Origin of the sequence: Cyanobium sp. Morenito 9A2, from assembly GCF_024345575.1 — a bacterium.
GTDB lineage: Bacteria > Cyanobacteriota > Cyanobacteriia > PCC-6307 > Cyanobiaceae > ATX-6F1.
Window position 1 is genome coordinate 131,034 of the sequence record NZ_JAGQBJ010000006.1, and the last position, 15,071, is coordinate 146,104.

General features: G+C 67.2%; 16 protein-coding genes. 2 read left to right on the forward strand and 14 right to left on the reverse strand.

The features are described from left to right. Window positions 1-5 precede the first annotated feature (5 nt). Genes KBY88_RS09430 through KBY88_RS09450 form a run of 5 tightly spaced genes read right to left on the reverse strand, consistent with a single transcriptional unit; the run spans window position 6 to window position 4,535 of the window. Window positions 6-740 carry a hypothetical protein gene (locus tag KBY88_RS09430; RefSeq protein WP_254939672.1) on the reverse strand — a complete coding sequence of 245 codons (735 nt, stop codon included), beginning with the start codon at window positions 738-740 and terminating at the stop codon, window positions 6-8. Next, window positions 737-1,453, reverse strand: a complete 717-nt coding sequence (locus KBY88_RS09435; protein ID WP_254939673.1) for a PilN domain-containing protein — start codon at window positions 1,451-1,453, stop codon at window positions 737-739. The genes KBY88_RS09430 and KBY88_RS09435 overlap by 4 nt, the downstream gene beginning before the upstream one ends. After that, window positions 1,450-2,439: a type IV pilus biogenesis protein PilM gene (locus KBY88_RS09440; protein ID WP_254939674.1), complete on the reverse strand. Its 990-nt coding sequence runs from the start codon at window positions 2,437-2,439 to the stop codon at window positions 1,450-1,452. The genes KBY88_RS09435 and KBY88_RS09440 overlap by 4 nt, the downstream gene beginning before the upstream one ends. 43 nt (window positions 2,440-2,482) lie before the next feature. After that, on the reverse strand, window positions 2,483-3,682 hold the full coding sequence (locus tag KBY88_RS09445; RefSeq protein WP_254939675.1) for a quinone-dependent dihydroorotate dehydrogenase: 1,200 nt from the start codon (window positions 3,680-3,682) through the stop codon (window positions 2,483-2,485). Next, window positions 3,675-4,535, reverse strand: coding sequence for a ribonuclease H family protein (locus tag KBY88_RS09450; protein ID WP_254939676.1), 861 nt, complete (start codon window positions 4,533-4,535; stop codon window positions 3,675-3,677). The genes KBY88_RS09445 and KBY88_RS09450 overlap by 8 nt, the downstream gene beginning before the upstream one ends. A 62-nt stretch (window positions 4,536-4,597) precedes the next feature. Between KBY88_RS09450 and KBY88_RS09455 the strand changes: the two genes are divergently transcribed. Next, window positions 4,598-5,329, forward strand: coding sequence for a DUF3747 domain-containing protein (locus KBY88_RS09455; RefSeq protein WP_254939677.1), 732 nt, complete (start codon window positions 4,598-4,600; stop codon window positions 5,327-5,329). Window positions 5,330-5,777: 448 nt separating this feature from the next. Here KBY88_RS09455 and rplL read toward each other — a convergent pair whose 3' ends face one another. The 3 genes from rplL to KBY88_RS09470 all read right to left on the reverse strand — a co-directional run bounded on the left by rplL (window position 5,778) and on the right by KBY88_RS09470 (window position 7,822). Beyond that, on the reverse strand, window positions 5,778-6,158 hold the full coding sequence (gene rplL, locus KBY88_RS09460) for a 50S ribosomal protein L7/L12 (RefSeq protein ID WP_254939678.1): 381 nt from the start codon (window positions 6,156-6,158) through the stop codon (window positions 5,778-5,780). An 89-nt stretch (window positions 6,159-6,247) separates the two neighbouring features. Next, window positions 6,248-6,775: a 50S ribosomal protein L10 gene (gene rplJ, locus KBY88_RS09465; protein ID WP_254939679.1), complete on the reverse strand. Its 528-nt coding sequence runs from the start codon at window positions 6,773-6,775 to the stop codon at window positions 6,248-6,250. A 291-nt stretch (window positions 6,776-7,066) separates the two neighbouring features. Then, the gene (locus KBY88_RS09470; protein WP_254939680.1) at window positions 7,067-7,822 is read right to left on the reverse strand and encodes an amino acid ABC transporter ATP-binding protein; all 756 of its coding nucleotides are present in this window, start codon (window positions 7,820-7,822) and stop codon (window positions 7,067-7,069) included. Between the two features lie 30 nt (window positions 7,823-7,852). Between KBY88_RS09470 and KBY88_RS09475 the strand changes: the two genes are divergently transcribed. After that, window positions 7,853-9,406 carry an ABC transporter permease subunit gene (locus KBY88_RS09475; RefSeq protein ID WP_254939681.1) on the forward strand — a complete coding sequence of 518 codons (1,554 nt, stop codon included), beginning with the start codon at window positions 7,853-7,855 and terminating at the stop codon, window positions 9,404-9,406. Here the strand turns inward: KBY88_RS09475 and rplA are convergent. The 6 genes from rplA to gloA all read right to left on the reverse strand — a co-directional run bounded on the left by rplA (window position 9,390) and on the right by gloA (window position 15,018). Next, window positions 9,390-10,097, reverse strand: coding sequence for a 50S ribosomal protein L1 (gene rplA, locus KBY88_RS09480; RefSeq protein WP_254939682.1), 708 nt, complete (start codon window positions 10,095-10,097; stop codon window positions 9,390-9,392). The genes KBY88_RS09475 and rplA overlap by 17 nt on opposite strands. A gap of 104 nt (window positions 10,098-10,201) precedes the next feature. Next, on the reverse strand, window positions 10,202-10,627 hold the full coding sequence (gene rplK / locus KBY88_RS09485) for a 50S ribosomal protein L11 (RefSeq protein ID WP_254939683.1): 426 nt from the start codon (window positions 10,625-10,627) through the stop codon (window positions 10,202-10,204). A 121-nt stretch (window positions 10,628-10,748) separates the two neighbouring features. Further along, complete coding sequence (nusG, locus tag KBY88_RS09490) at window positions 10,749-11,363, reverse strand: transcription termination/antitermination protein NusG (RefSeq protein ID WP_254939721.1); 615 nt, start codon at window positions 11,361-11,363, stop codon at window positions 10,749-10,751. Window positions 11,364-11,493: 130 nt separating this feature from the next. Continuing rightward, the gene (gene secE / locus KBY88_RS09495; protein ID WP_254939684.1) at window positions 11,494-11,739 is read right to left on the reverse strand and encodes a preprotein translocase subunit SecE; all 246 of its coding nucleotides are present in this window, start codon (window positions 11,737-11,739) and stop codon (window positions 11,494-11,496) included. A 47-nt stretch (window positions 11,740-11,786) separates the two neighbouring features. Next, complete coding sequence (locus KBY88_RS09500; RefSeq protein ID WP_254939685.1) at window positions 11,787-14,627, reverse strand: ATP-dependent Clp protease ATP-binding subunit; 2,841 nt, start codon at window positions 14,625-14,627, stop codon at window positions 11,787-11,789. After that, window positions 14,617-15,018 carry a lactoylglutathione lyase gene (gloA, locus tag KBY88_RS09505; protein WP_254939686.1) on the reverse strand — a complete coding sequence of 134 codons (402 nt, stop codon included), beginning with the start codon at window positions 15,016-15,018 and terminating at the stop codon, window positions 14,617-14,619. The genes KBY88_RS09500 and gloA overlap by 11 nt, the downstream gene beginning before the upstream one ends. Window positions 15,019-15,071: the final 53 nt, after the last annotated feature.

Here is a 15,071-nt window from a genome sequence, read left to right on the forward strand (position 1 = left end):
GCAATTCAAGGCTTTTTACCTCCCGAAGGCTCAGGAGCCTTGGAATAGAGCGCCACATTCAACTTCAACGTCGTCCGTGGCGCGACTCTTTCAGCAGACGGGCTTGATGTGGGCTGTTCTGGTTCAAGGCCAAGGACGAGATCGCTCTGAACCACCAGGAGCCCCAAACTCTCAAGCCGGCGTAGGAAGGCCAGCACCAGGGGGTAGCGACCCCTGGCGCCGATTAACAGGGATGTTTTCTGAATCCCTGGGGCAAGCAAAGGATCCGGGGGGGCAGCAGGAGCCGCTTGACCCGCAGGCGGAGGTGTAGCTGGAGCAGGAGGGGTAGCCGGTGTGGTGGCAGCTAGAGGGGCAGCCACTGCAATCGGCTCAAAAGCATCGAGTTGAACTCCAGTGCGAAGTCCTTCAGCGCTGAGTTGGGCCAAGAAGGTGTTCATGCTGCCACTGCCGGCAATCAAACTCAGTAGCTTGGTCTTCAAGGCATTGGCCTCTTCTTCATTGGTCTGCTGTACCGCCAGTTGATTGCGGAGCAGCGGAAGCGACTCTTTCTGCTGACGAAGATCATCAACTTGCTGCTGATCCTTCTGTACCTGCTGCCAGAGAGGAACGACCGCCAATCCAAGAAAACCCAGAGCAACCACGCCGCCGATGACAGCCGGAACTCCGACCAGCAACCGCTCACGGGTGAAAATGCCCGTGATCCCAGTGTTGCTTGATGCCCCTGCCTGCAGATTGGTCATGGCAGCACCCCCGCTCGGGCGAGCACACGCATGCGCTGGGCCATACCCTCGGCCCCGAGCCGCTGCAATTCAGCGAGGTTGGAGGACTTGGCCGCCGGGCTGAACTCAGCCTTCATCTCAAAGGTCACCTTGGTGGGTGGGGCAGAACCTGGAGGGGCCTGGGCAGACGCGGGCGCCGGCTCACGGCTCACCTTGACCACTTCAATGCCGCCTGCCTCAAACATCGGTGCATTGGCGAGCTGGAGTTGCAGAGCATTGATTCGGCGGAACGCCTGCGGATCGGCCGCAACGCCCTTGAGGGTGAGACTGTTGCCCTGCACATCGCCGTTGGTGAGCTGAACCCCAGCAGGGGTGATCATGGCTAGCTGGGTGAGCAAGGCCGAGCCTGATCGCACACCCACCAGACCTTCGGTCAATCCCTTGTTGGCCGTCTTCAGGGTCTTGACGCGCCCGATCGACGCCGCAAGCGCTCCTTTCATTCCCTGAACCTGGGCAGGGACATCTGCAAGCTGAGCCACCTCGGCTTGCAGCACCTGAAGTCGGAAGCGAAGACCCAGCCAAACCAGAAGCGAGAGGAGCACAAGGCCAGCTCCGGCCAGGCCCCCCAGGACGAGGAGTCGAGACAAATCGGGTGGAGCCTCGGGGCGCTCGGGCAACCCCAACTCCAGGCGCCGTTGGCGCAGCAGATCAACCGAACCAGGCGATCGGGTCATGGGTTGATCTCCTCCTGGAGCAGACCTGCCACCCTCAACAACTGGGAACCATTGGGGAGGGGGGTCTCGCCGCCCGTCCCTGGTGGAACGATCCAGCCAAGCTTGAAGACATCCACCGATTCCAAGCTCCAAGCCTCTGAACGACGGAACAAATCGACAAGATCCTGCCGTTCCGCATAGCTTCCGACAAGCCCCAGCTGCACGGAGGTGAGACCAGGCTCCTGCTCCCGCCAATAACGAACGATCGCTTCGACCCGCTGAACGAGCTCCCTGTTGAGATCCGCCTGGACCGGACGGCCCGCCACCGGCAGGGCTTGCTCGTATTCGGGCACACCGTTGGAGTAGAGCACCACACGGCTACCGCTCTCGTAGAGATCCACCTGAACGAACAAGCCGCCGCTTGGAACGCGCTTCAAAAGAGGGTCCAGGGCCCGCCATTCACTCAATTGGGCCGACTCCAGCCGCTCCAACTCCACCCCGGCCAGGGTGAAGATATCGATCCACGCCTGCACAGCCGCGCGCCGAACGGTCACCAGGAGAGAGCTGGCGGGATCCCTGGAATCGGAGCGGCCCAGGGGCAGCAAGGTCACATAGGCCGTCTTGAGGGGGTAGGACAGGCCCAGATCTGGATTGAGATCCTCAAGTTCCTTTTCCGCATTCGCCGGCCAGCCGGGAGTCGCCCACTGCACCAATCGCCACTGGGTGGCCTGGTGGGGGAGTGTGGCCACGATCCGGGCCCCATTGAGCCCGTGCTCCAGGAGCAGATCACCGATCAGATCACCGATGGCCTCATTGCGGCGGGGCTCGCCGGCCACGATCGAACCGGCAGGCAGGGGAACCCGTTGCAGCACCGTGGCCCGATGCACCTTGCCACGGGAGGGGAAGGCGGAGAGCGTCAGCCAGCGATCCTCAAGTTCCAGCAGAACCCTGGGTGGGAACAGCCAGGCCTTCAGCGGCTTGATTCGATCCTGGACACCGGAGAGCACCAAAACCCAGGGCGACCAAATGTGACTAAAGGGTATCGGTCATTCAGCGCCAGGGAACCCCACTGCCGACCGCTTCACCAAGTTGTCTGAATCCGTGGCGATCAAGTTGCGCGGACACACCCTCAAGGATGGCCGGCACCAATACCGGCCCCCGGTAGATCCAGCCGGTGTACAGCTGCACCAGCGAGGCACCGGCGGTGATCCGCTCCCAGGCCGCCTGGGGTGAATCGATCCCGCCCACGCCGATCAGAGGCAACGAGGGACCGGCGGTGGCCCGCAGGCGCCGAATCACCTCCAGGGCCCGGGCCCGCAACGGAGCACCACTCAGCCCCCCCGCCTCCTCCGCCAGGGTGCGTCCGCTCTGGGCCAACCGGCGCTGCTCCAGACCGAGCCGGTTCAAGCTGGTGTTCACAGCAATCACACCGGCCAGCCCCTCCTCGTAGGCCAGGCGGGCGATGGCATCGATGGCGTCATCCTCCAGGTCCGGGGCGATCTTGACCAGCAGGGGTGGGCAGGCGGGCAGGCGCCGCAACCGCTCGACCAATCGCCGCAGCTGCACCTCCTCCTGTAGCTCCCGCAACCCCGGGGTGTTCGGGGAACTGACGTTGATGACGGCGTAGTCAGCCAGGGATGACAGCCATTCGAGGGACGAGGCGTAGTCATCGGGGGCCAGCTCCAGGGAGGTGTTCCGGGATTTGCCCAGGTTGATCCCCAGGACCGCCGGGCGCTGGCCCGTCGGCGGCAACTGCTGGCGTTCGAGGGTGCGACGCACCGCCTCGGCGCCGATGTTGTTGAAGCCCATGCGGTTGAGGGCAGCCTGCTCGGCCGCCAGCCGGAACAACCGCGGCCGGGGGTTGCCGGCCTGGGCCTGCCAGGTGACCGTGCCCACCTCGGCAAAACCGAAGCCGAACAGGTGCCAGATCGCCGCCGCCACACCGTTCTTGTCAAAACCAGCCGCCAACCCCAAAGGGTTGGCAAAGCGGCAACCGAAGAGGGTCTGCTCCAGGCGGGGGTCCCGGCGCTGGAGCTCCGAAGCCAGCCCCGCCAGGCTGCCGGCCACGATCGGCCAGTTCCGCCGCAGGGCTGCCTGGCCCAGGGCCGCCAGGGTGATCGCGCTGAGCTGTTCGGCATCGGCGCCGTCATCACGGGCCAAAAGAGGACCCACCCAGCGGCGGTACAACGCCTCGGTGGGGAGCAGCGCTGCCGGCGCCGGCCCAAGATCCGGGGGGGGGAGCTCAGCCATCGGAGCCCTCCCGCACCAACCGCCAGCGGCCGTCGCCCTGGGGGCGCACCTGCCAGTCCCGCCAGTGCCAGGAGCGCTGGCGGGCTTGCACCTTGGCCAGCGGTTGCTCCACCAGCTGGGCCAGCTCCATGGCACTCAGGCCATAGCCCCCGCGCGCCAGCCGATCAGCCAGCTCAAGCCGACTCAGCAGGTCCTGCAGCGGGCGTGGCGCTGGCTCCACGGGGGCGTCGTCGTCGCCATCGGTGGCGGCCCGGTCGGGGGCAGCCGTCACAGGAACCTGGGCGGTCCCTGCGGCTGATGCGCGAGCGCTTGAGACCGAAAGGATCGAGGCCTTGACCGGGTCCAGGGATGCCGCCTCGCCGCCTTTGCCGGCGCCGCCGGGCCCCGCCAGGGGCGGCCGTCCGCCGCGGGAAAAAGCGACGGCGATGGCGTCGCAGCGGTCATTGTCGGGGTCGCCGCTGTGGCCCCTGACATGAACGAAGGGCACATCGGGCAGGCGAGCCCGATCGAGGGCCTCCCAGAGGTCCCGGTTGAGCACGGTGCCTCCCGAGGCTGTGCGCCAGCCCTTGCGCTTCCAGCCGTTGAGCCACTTGCTGAAGCCGTCGATCAGGTAGCGGCTGTCGGTGCGAATCGAAAAGCTGGGATGCCGGGGCAGATCGGGGAGGACCTCCAGCAGCGCCAGGGCCGCTCTCAGCTCCATGCGGTTGTTGGTGCTGGCCGCCTCGCGGCCTCCGAATTCCCAGACCCTGCCATCTTCAAAGCGCAGCAAGGCCCCCCAACCGCCGGGGCCGGGGTTGCCACTGCAGGCGCCATCGCAGGCGGCCGTCACCACCGGCGCCAGATCAGCCGCCACTGGGCTCGGGCACAAAAGTTCGGTAGAACGCGCTTTCGATCTCGACCAGGGGAGTCCCTCGCATGCAGCGAACTTACCTCGCGACCTTGGGCCTTGGTGCCCTTCTGGCGGCTGGATCGACACTGGTCCTCACCCCCATCGCCCTGGTGCCGGCGGCCCGGGCCGCCGCTCTGTTCGAGAGCCGGCCCGTGGAGGTCAGCCGCTTCGCGATCCTGGCCAAGCCCGTGGCCCGCTCCGACTGGAGCCTCATGGTGCTCGAGCAGCTGCGGCCGGCGCCCGCCTGCTGGCAGCAGCGCTCCGATGGCCTGATCGACGCGGCCCTGACCCGCTTCGACTACAGCGGCATCTGCAGCCGCTACATCGACAGCAACGGCTATTCCCTGCGGGTGGGTGAGGTGGATTTGTCGAGCCGCTACCGCCTGCAGCTGCGCCAGATGGGACAGGAGCTGCAGCTCCTCGGGTCTTCGCCCGACAGCCGCCAGGACCTGCTCCTGGGCAGGGGCTCGGTGCTACGCCGGGACCGGGACGGCTTCGCGGCAATCGCCCTGGAACCTGGCTGGCACTTGCGCCGCAGGGTCTACGGCGGCCAGACCCTCAATCACATCTACTTCGCCAGCGACGCCAACCTTGCCCAGCTCACCAGGGGGGATGCGGCCCCACCCCGGACCCTGCTGACCCGCTCGGACTCCCCTGAATCCGATCCAGGGAGCGCGAGCGGCGCAGGACGGAGCCAGAGCCGAGGGGGCTATGGCAGCGGCCCCATCGCCCTGAGGGTGATCCCGTTCCGGGAGTGAGGCCACCGGACCCGAGGACAGTTGCCACAGCGTCCGATTCCCGATCGACACCCCCATCCCCTGCCGTTAAGGTCTGGGCTGTGAGGAGTGCAGAACGCTCTCCCGGGGTCGAAACGAGGACAGACTCCCAGGATCGTTCCAATCTCAGAGCCCTGCCTTTGGCGGGGCTTTTTTTTGTCCGTCCGCAGAAGCGGCGCTCCATGTGGCCAACGATCCCAGCCCGACGCCAGGCCAGGCCCGAGCCAAAGACCCGGCAGGGCTGCGGGCGGGGCGAGTCGCCAAGCCACCCGACAGGGCACAGCCCACCCACTGAAACGCCTGCCCCTGCCAAGCCCCCGGCTTGGGTCGGGTTGGGGCCGGCCAGAGCGGCCATGAAAAAGCCGGCCCCACAGGGCCGGCGAAGACAACAGGAAGGATTGACGGGGGCCGGGGCCCCCGTCGGGCCGGATCACTTGATGGTGACCTTGCCGCCGACTTCTTCCACAGCCTTCTTGATCGCTTCGGCATCGCCCTTGGCGATGCCTTCCTTGATGGGAGTGGGAGCGGCTTCCACCAAGGCCTTGGCTTCGCCCAGGCCGAGGCCAGTGACCTCGCGGACGGCCTTGAGGACCTTGATCTTGGCGGCAGCATCAAAGCTGTCGAGGATGACGTCGAATTCGGTCTGCTCTTCGACGGGCTCGGCGGCGGCGGCGGCAGCCACCACCACAGCGCCAGCGGCGGGAGCCGCGGAAACGCCGAAGGCCTCTTCAATCTGCTTAACGAGCTCGGAGGCCTCGAGGAGGGAAAGCTCCTTGAGCGACTCGAGAATGGTGTCGGTTTTCGGGGACATGGTTAGGGGGGATCAGCAACAGATCTGTTGGGGAACAGGGGGATCGGTCGAACTCTTGGGGGCTGCTCCGGCAGGGCCGGTGCAGCACATCAGCCCTCGCCTGATTCGGCGTGGGCCTTGAGCGCCCGGGCAAGACCGGCCGGAACCTCGTTGATTCCCATGGCCACCTTGGTGGCGACGGCGTTGATCGCACCTGCGATCTGCGCCAGAAGCACCTCCTTGGAGGGCAGCTCACCGATGGCCTTGATTTCGGATTGGGACAGAAGTTTGCCTTCGAAAAGGCCCCCTTTGACTTCCGATTTCTTGGTGTCCTTCTGGAAGGACTGGACGGCCTTGACGGCACCACCGACATCGCCCTTGACCAGGACGAAGGCATTGGTGCCCGTGAGCAGGGAATCGAGTTCCGACCAGGCGCTGTTGCCATCAATGGCCCGGCGGATCAAGGTGTTTTTGGTCACCTTGCAAATGCCGTTGCTGGCCTGCAGACGGGTCCGCAGATCAGACATCTCCTTGATGGTCAGGCCCTTGTAATCAAGAACCAGTGCCATGTCGGCCTCACCGAGGAGCCCTTTGAGCTCTTCGACGATCTGTTGCTTGCTCTCCAGCGTGCGGCCCATAGGTTTGGAACGGATCGGGGGAACAAGCTGGGACCGCGGCCCAGAGGCAGCCGCGTCATGCGGCAGCCATACCTCGAGGCCGCGGGACCGGCTGGACCCGGCCCACCGGAGTGCCGGGGGCCGTGGAGAGCAAGATCCTTCGCGTTCACCTCGGCAGGATTTATGAATCCGGCAGCTCCCGCCATGAAGGGGGAACCTGGCTTCACCTGCTGTCTGGGGTCGGGCGCGGGCCCTCCTGGCCGAAGCCAGTGGATCACCCTACCTCAGCGCTTGCCGGCAGGCTCTCGGGGCCTAGCGGCGCCTGAGGAAACTGCGCAACCGCTCGCTGCGGGGGGCGCCGAACACGGCTTCAGGAGCGCCCTGCTCCTCAATCCGGCCGTTGTTGAAAAACAGCACCCGGCTCGAGACCTCGCGAGCAAATCGCATCTCATGGGTGACCACCAGCATGGTCATGCCGCTTTCGGCGAGCAGGCGCATCACCTGCAGCACCTCATCGACCAGCTCCGGATCCAGGGCGCTGGTGGGCTCGTCGAACATCATCACCTCCGGGTTCATGCACAGACTGCGGGCGATCGCCACCCGCTGCTTCTGACCGCCCGAGAGCTGACCCGGATAGGCGCCGGCCCGCTCGGCCAGGCCGACCTGGGCGAGGTGGCGCCGGGCCCGGTCGTGGCATTCGGCCAGGGGCAGCCGCAGCACCCGGCGCGGCGGCAGCACCAGGTTCTCCAGCACTGTCAGGTGGGGGAAGAGGTTGAATTGCTGGAACACCATGCCGACCTGAAGGCGCAGCGCGCGCAGCTGGCGCCAGCCCAGCGGACCGCCGGCGATGTCGCGGCCCAGCACCCGCAGCTGGCCCCGCTCAAAGTCCTCGAGCCGGTTCAAGCAGCGCAGGAAGGTGCTCTTGCCGCAGCCCGAAGGTCCGATGATCGAGACCACTTCGCCTGCCTGGACGCGGGTGCTCACGCCGTTGAGCACGGCCTGTTCGCCATAGCTTTTGTGCAGATCAATGCACTGCAGGATGGGTTCTGCAGCTGATGTGGCGATCATCGGGTGTCAGAGGTGCAGGCAGCGCAGGCCATGAGCAGGCGGCCCTGGTTCAGTATCGAGTGCATCGGGCGTCGGCACCGCCGTCTCGTTCGGCTGGCCGTGGGGCTGCTCCTCGCCGGATGGCTGAGCGCCCTGGCGGCGGGAGCGCTTCCGGGCCGGGCCGCCAGCGCTCCCGCCGCTGCTTCCCCAGGGCTGGGCAGCCTCTGGAAGGTGGGCACCGATCCCACTTTTCCCCCGTTCGAATTCCGCGACAACGCCACCGGCACGATCCGCGGCTTCGATGTTGATCTGATCGAGGCGATCGGCCAGCAGGCGGGCCATCCGATCGAACTGGTGGCGCTGCCGTTCGACGGCATCATTCCGGCGCTGCAGGCCCGCAGCATCAACGCCGCGATCAGCGCCATCACGATCACCGCCGAGCGCGCCCGGGCGATTGAATTCAGCCGCCCCTACTTCGAGGCTGGCCAGGCGATCGTGGTGCGGGACAACGGACCTCAACCCTCCAGCCGCGAGCAGCTCAAGGGACTCCGCATCGCCGTGCAGATCGGCACCACCGGGGCCATCGCGGCGGCCGAGGTGCCGGGTGCGCGGGTGATCAACTTCGATTCCACCCCGCTGGCCCTGCAGGAGCTTGCCAACGGCAATGCCGATGCCGTGGTGAGTGATGTACCGGCGATTCTGTATGCGACCCGGCAAGCCCGTCTCACCGGCCTGCGCATCGTTGGCGAGCGCCTCAGCACCGAGCATTACGGCATCGCCCTGCCCGCCGGCTCCCCGATGGAAGCGACGATCAACAGGGCACTGGGCGACCTGATCGAGAGCGGGCGCTATGCCCGGATCTACCGCCAATGGCTCGGAGCCGAACCGCCGCTGCTGCCGCTGACGGCGCCGGCCTTGCAGCGGAGCAGCGCGCCGAAGGCGGGGCTGGAGCTGGCGCAACTGGCCCAACACCTGCTCAAGGGCGCCGGCATCACCCTGCTGCTGACGCTGCTGTCGTTCAGCTTCGGCCTGATCGGCGGCACGGGTCTGGCGATGCTGCTGCAGGCACCGTGGCCCATGGCCCACCGCCTCTGCCGCGTCTACATCGACTTTTTTCGCGGCACACCGATGCTGGTGCAGCTGTTCCTGATCTATTTCGGGCTGCCGGCGCTGATCCAGAGCCTCAGCATCGCCTTCACGATCGAGCGACTGCCCGCTGCCGTGATCGCCCTGAGCCTCAACGTGGCCGCCTACCTGGCCGAGGTGCTGCGCAGCGGCATCGAATCGATCGACCGCGGTCAGTGGGAAGCGGCCGATGCCCTCGGCTTCAGCCCGATCGAGCGGATGGGCTTTGTGATCGCCCCGCAGGCGATCCGGCGCGTGCTGCCCCCGCTGGCCAATGAATTCATCACCCTGATCAAGGACACCAGCCTGGCGGCCGTGATCGGATTCGACGAACTGTTCCGGCAGGGGCAACTGATGGTGGCCACCACCTACCGGGCGTTTGAGATCTACATCGCGGTGGCGCTGGTGTATCTGGTGATGACCACCAGCGCCTCCCTGCTGTTCAAGTGGCTGGAGCGGAAGCTCAGCCTTCCTGCTTGATGTCCTGCAGGGCGTTGACGTCCACCTGCACCGAGGGACCCATGGTGGAGCTGAGGTACAGGCTCTTCCAGTAACGCCCCTTGGCACCACTGGGCTTCTGGCGATCGATCGTCTCCTGCAGGGCCTTGAGGTTCTCCTGCAACTTCTCGACGCTGAAGCTGGCCTTGCCGAAGCGCACGTGCACGATGCCGGTGCGGTCGGCCCGGAATTCCAGCTTGCCCGCCTTGAACTCGTTGATGGCCGCAGCCAGGTCGGTGGCGACGGTGCCGGCCTTGGGGTTCGGCATCAGGCCCCGGGGGCCGAGCACCCGGCCGAGCTTGGCCACCTTCGGCATCATGTCCGGGGTGGCGATCAGCAGGTCGAAATCGATCTGGCCGCCGGCGATGGCGTCCACCAGCTCGTCGTCGCCTGCGAGATCGGCGCCGGCAGCCTTGGCCTCAGCCACCTTCTCACCGCGGGCGATCACGGCGATGCGAATGGTCTGGCCGGTGCCGTTGGGCAGGGCGACGGTGGTGCGCAGCTGCTGGTCGGTGTACTTGGGATCGATGCCCAGGCGCGCGTGGGCTTCGATTGTTTCGTCGAACTTGGCCGTGGCGGTGGCCTTCACCAGCGCCAGCGCCTCCTCGGGGGTGTAGGCGCGGTCTTCGATCTGGCTCTGAAGGGCGGACAGACGCTTGGAAATCTTCGGCATGGCGGGGAAGTGGGGTGCGAACGACCGCTGGGCGGTCTCCCCCGGTGGGGTGGATGGGTGGAACAACGGTGCTGAATCGGTGGCCGGAACCGACCGGTTCGGGCTCAGTCGCGGATGGCGACGCCCATGTTGCGGGCGGTGCCTTCGATGATGCGCTGGGCGGACTCCAGGCTGGAGGTGTTGAGATCGGGCAGCTTGGTGCGGGCAATCTCCTCGAGTTGGGTGCGGCTGATGGCACCCACCGAACCCTTGGCGGAGGTGGCGGCACCCTTCTCGATGCCGGCCGCCTTGGAGATCAAGACAGAGGCGGGAGGGGTCTTGGTGATGAAGGTGAAACTGCGGTCTTCGAAGACCGAAATCTCGACCGGAATCACATAGCCGGCCTTGTCCTGGGTGCGGGCGTTGTACTCCTTGCAAAACGCCATGATGTTCACCCCGTGCTGGCCGAGGGCGGGGCCCACGGGCGGTGCGGGGTTGGCTTTGCCGGCATTGAGGGCCAGCTTGATCACGGCTACGACTTTCTTGGCCATCGGCTGGGCTGGGGGACGGGGACTCCCGGGGGGGACGTCGGGACGGTCTGCGGATCGCCGAAGCCAGGGGCCACGGCGGGCGATGGACGGCCACCCTCCGCAGGGAGGCGGCCGCTGGGACTCAGCTCTGTTTGCTGATCTGGGCGAACTCCAGCTCGACCGGGGTTTCCCGGCCGAAGATCGAGAGCAGGGCCTTGAGCTTGCTGCGCTCGCCGGAGACCTCGATCACCTCGCCCTGGAAGTCCTTGAACGGACCGGCGGTGACGAGGATCTGATCGCCCTCGGTGAGGTCGACCTTGACCACGGCCTTCTTCTCGGCGGCCCGCTTGAAGATGCGGTCCACCTCGGTGCGGCTGAGGGGGCGGGGCTTGATGTGACCACGCACCCGGCCCGTGGCGCGGCGCTCCTCGGCCCCCACGAAATTAATCACGTTGGGGGTGCTGCGCACCGCCATCATCGTGTCCTCATCGAGGACCATGCGCACGAGCACGTAGCCGGGAAACACCTTTTCTTCGGTGCTCTGGCGGTTGCCATCCTTCTTGATCTTGACGGCCGGGGTCTGGGGAATCTCAATTTCAAGGATGCGGCTGTCGACTCCGAGGGTCACGGCCCGCTGCTCCAGGGTGGCCTTGACCTTCTTCTCGCAGCTGGAGGCCACCTGCACGGCATACCAGCGCGCGACGGCCTTCTTGCCCTCCGACGTGCCGGCAGCGACAGAGGCTTCGCTCAGGTCGATCGCCGGGCCCGGCGCGGCGGCCCCCCCAGGGGTCTCGGCGCCCGAGGTGGGATCAAAGGTGGCGAGTTCGGCTTCGGACACGGTGTTCAGATCGGGGAGGCGCAGCGGAGGGGGAGCAGCGGGCGGGGGGTCAGCGGAAGATCTGCTGGGACCCCCAGCCAAAGAAGCGATCGACGGCGGCGATGGTGGCCGCCGAGAGGCTGACCATCAAGATCACGGCCACCGACTCGCTGAACAGCTGCTGACGGCTGGGCCAGACCACCTTGCGCAACTCCTCGACCGTGGCGGCGGCGAAGCCGCCTGGACCGGTCTTCGCTGCTGGTGCAGCTGGGGCGGCGGTGGTTTCAGCCGTGTCTTCGGGCGTTTGGAGAGTCACAGGCGCTGGCGCACCGGTGCGATCAAACGTACCGGCAAACGATCACCCTACCGGACGTCCCCACGGGTCGAAGCCAGGGGGGTGAAGAGCAGCGGCGCCGCAGGTTCAGGGGCGGCCTGCACGCGCACGCCCCTGGCGCCGCTGAAGGTCTCGGCGAGCAGGGCGGTGGCCAGGGGGTTTTCGATCTGGCGGCGCAACAGACGTCGCAGCGGCCGAGCGCCGTATTCGGGCTGGTGACCCTGCTCCGCCAGGCGGGCCACCACCGGCTCATCCACCTCAAGCTCCAACCCCTGGTCCGCCAGCAGCAGCGCCAGCTCCGCCAGTTGCAGGCGCACGATCCGCTGCAGGTCTTCGGGCCGCAGGGGGCGGAAGCGGATCACCTCGTCGATGCGGTTGAGGAACTCGGGACGGAACTGGCTGGCCAAGGCCTGCTCGACGGCGGCATCGAGCTGGGCCTGGCGCTCGGCATGGTTGTCGCCGCCGGCGCGGGCGTGCTCAAGGATGGCCCTGCTGGCCAGGTTGCTGGTCATCACCACCACCGTGTGGCGGAAATCGACCGTGCGGCCTTGGGAATCGGTGAGGCGGCCGTCGTCGAGCACCTGCAGGAGCACGTTGAACACCTCGGGGTGGGCCTTTTCCACCTCATCGAGCAGCAGCACCGCGTAGGGGCGCTGGCGCACGGCCTCCGTGAGCTGGCCACCCTCCTCATAGCCCACGTAGCCCGGCGGAGCCCCGAGCAGGCGAGCGACGGCATTCCGCTCCATGTACTCGCTCATGTCGAGACGCACCAGGGCCTCGGGTTCATCGAAGAGGGCTGCCGCCAGCGCCTTGGCCAGTTCAGTCTTGCCCACCCCGGTGGGGCCGAGGAACAGGAACGAGCCCACGGGACGGCGCGGATCCTGCATCCCGGCCCGGGCGCGACGGATCGCGGCCGCCACGGCGGTGACCGCTTCGGGCTGGCCGATCACGCGCTCCCCCAACCGGTTTTCGAGCTCCAGCAACTTCTGGCGTTCCCCGGCCAGCAGCCGTTGCACGGGGATGCCGGTCCAGCGGGCCACCACATCGGCGATGTCACCCTCCTCCACCTGCTCCCGCAGCAGCGACTGGCCGGAGCGCTGGTCGTCGAGCATCGCCTGCTCCAGGGCGAGGCGCCGCTGCTGAACCCCATGGAGTTGGTCGTACTGCAGCCGGGCCGCCTCCTCGAGATCGCCATCGCGCTCCGCCTCTGCCATGGCGTGACGCAGGTCCTCGTCCTGGTGCTGGAGCTCCCGCAGCTCCGCCAGCTGCTCCCGTTCCCCCTGCCAGCGTTCCTGCAGGGCCCCCAGGCACTCCTGGGCCTCCCGGCGCTGGTCCTGCAGCACCAGGCGCTCGTCCATCGGTGCCGATTCCGCCGCCAGCAGGGACAGCTCCACCCGCCGCAGCGCCAGCTCGGCGTCCTCCACCAGCTGGGGTTTGGACGTGACCTCCATCTTGAGCTGGGCGGCGGCCTCATCGATCAGGTCGATCGCCTTGTCTGGGAGGCAGCGGTCGGCGATATAGCGGGCCGCCAGCCGGGTGGCGGCCACCACCGCCCCATCGCTGATCGTGACGCCGTGGTGCAGCTCGTAGCGCTCCTTGAGCCCTCGCAGGATGTCGATGCTCACCTCCAGGCTCGGCTCGCCCACCATCACCTGCTGGAAGCGGCGGTCGAGGGCGGGATCCTTCTCCACCGTGCGCCGGTAATCGGCGGGGGTGGTGGCGCCGATGCAGCGCAATTCGCCGCGGGCGAGCATCGGCTTGAGCAGGCTGCCGGCATCGGCGCTGGAGCGGTCGCTGCTGACCACCGTGTGCAGCTCATCGATGAACAGCACCACGCCGGCATCGGGGTCGCTCACCTCCGCCAGCACACTGCGCAGCCGTTCCTCGAACTGGCCGCGGAACTTGGCGCCGGCGATCAGGGCCCCCAGGTCGAGGCTGATCAGGCGCAGGCCCTTGAGCGAATCGGGCACCTCACCGGCCACGATCCGCTGGGCCAACAGCTCGGCGATGGCGGTCTTGCCCACCCCGGGCTCGCCGATCAGCACCGGATTGTTCTTGCCCCGACGTGAAAGCACCTGGATCAGGCGGCGGATCTCGGCGTCGCGACCGATCACCGGATCGAGCTGACCGGCGCGGGCGGCGGCGGTGAGGTCGCGGCCGAACTGCTCCAGGGGCGAAGGATCCCGCTCCAGGGTGAGCCCTCCGTCCGGGGGGGCAGCGATGGCGCCAGGGCCGGCCAGCGGGGGCGGGGCGGCTGGCTGGGACCGGGACAAGGCCGGGGCGGCGGGGGTCGTGTCGATCCAGTCGTCGTCGTCGCTGCGCTGCTGCTGAGCCCGAGGGCGATGAGGCGCCGCAGGGCCCTTGGCTTCGTTCCCGGGGGCCGGCACCGGGGAAATCGCGGGGGGGCGCGGGGGCGCCCCAGGCCGCAGCTGCCGCAGCAGCCTCTCCTCACGAAGGCCCTCGGCGGCGAGCAGCTCGGCCCCCAGCCGAGGCTCCTCCAGCAGCGCCAAGAGCAGATGGGGCCCATCGATCAGGCGCGACCCCCAGCCGCCCCGGCGGCGATCCGCCGCCTCCAGTAAGTCCTCAAGGGCCTCACCGATGAACAGCTCATCGCCGCCTCCGGTGGGCTGCTCGGCGCAGAAGGCCTCGATGCGATCAAGCACCTGATCCACATCGATCGGCAACGGGTCCACCCAGCTGGCAAAGCGTGCATCGCTGAACAGCACCTGCAGCAGATGCTCCACGTCAAGCTGGCCGTGGCGCCAACGGCGGGCCTGGTCCTGGCTGGCCAACAGCAGGTCCCAGGCGGCGTCGCTGAAGCGATCCGGTTCGCTGGTGAGGCTGCCCGGGGGGGAAGGGTCAGACCGCATCGGGCCGGGGGGAGATTTGAATCAGTTCCACCTTGTAGCCATCGGGATCTTCCACGAAGGCGATCACGGTGCTGCCGTGCTTCATCGGACCAGGCTCCCGCGTCACCTTGCCGCCCTTGGTGCGGATCCGGTCACACACAGCCTGGATATCGTCCACCCCCAAGGCGATGTGGCCGTAGCCGCTGCCGATCTCGTAGCTGGCCGTGTCCCAGTTGTGAGTGAGCTCCAGCACGGTTGTGTCGCGCTCCTCGCCATAGCCCACGAAGGCCAGGGTGAAACGGCCGCCGGGATAATCCTTGCGGCGGAGCAGGCGCATGCCGAGCAGATCGGTGTAAAAAACGAGCGAGCGTTCCAGATCCCCCACCCGCAACATGGTGTGAAGCAGTCGCATGGTCAGGGAGTGGGGCAGGGCCATTCTGAGCCGCCGGCCGAGATCCGTGCCAA

Excerpts from the sequence above, each read along its gene's own strand:
- rplK (WP_254939683.1), bottom strand. The coding sequence starts at position 10,627 with ATGGCCAAGAAAGTCGTAGCCGTGATCAAGCTGGCCCTCAATGCCGGC.
- rplL (WP_254939678.1), bottom strand. The coding sequence starts at position 6,158 with ATGTCCCCGAAAACCGACACCATTCTCGAGTCGCTCAAGGAGCTTTCC.
- KBY88_RS09435 (WP_254939673.1), bottom strand. The coding sequence starts at position 1,453 with ATGACCCGATCGCCTGGTTCGGTTGATCTGCTGCGCCAACGGCGCCTG.
- rplJ (WP_254939679.1), bottom strand. The coding sequence starts at position 6,775 with ATGGGCCGCACGCTGGAGAGCAAGCAACAGATCGTCGAAGAGCTCAAA.
- KBY88_RS09430 (WP_254939672.1), bottom strand. The coding sequence starts at position 740 with ATGACCAATCTGCAGGCAGGGGCATCAAGCAACACTGGGATCACGGGC.
- gloA (WP_254939686.1), bottom strand. The coding sequence starts at position 15,018 with ATGCGACTGCTTCACACCATGTTGCGGGTGGGGGATCTGGAACGCTCG.
- KBY88_RS09475 (WP_254939681.1), top strand. The coding sequence starts at position 7,853 with ATGAGCAGGCGGCCCTGGTTCAGTATCGAGTGCATCGGGCGTCGGCAC.
- KBY88_RS09455 (WP_254939677.1), top strand. The coding sequence starts at position 4,598 with ATGCAGCGAACTTACCTCGCGACCTTGGGCCTTGGTGCCCTTCTGGCG.
- KBY88_RS09445 (WP_254939675.1), bottom strand. The coding sequence starts at position 3,682 with ATGGCTGAGCTCCCCCCCCCGGATCTTGGGCCGGCGCCGGCAGCGCTG.
- KBY88_RS09470 (WP_254939680.1), bottom strand. The coding sequence starts at position 7,822 with ATGATCGCCACATCAGCTGCAGAACCCATCCTGCAGTGCATTGATCTG.
- KBY88_RS09500 (WP_254939685.1), bottom strand. The coding sequence starts at position 14,627 with ATGCGGTCTGACCCTTCCCCCCCGGGCAGCCTCACCAGCGAACCGGAT.
- rplA (WP_254939682.1), bottom strand. The coding sequence starts at position 10,097 with ATGCCGAAGATTTCCAAGCGTCTGTCCGCCCTTCAGAGCCAGATCGAA.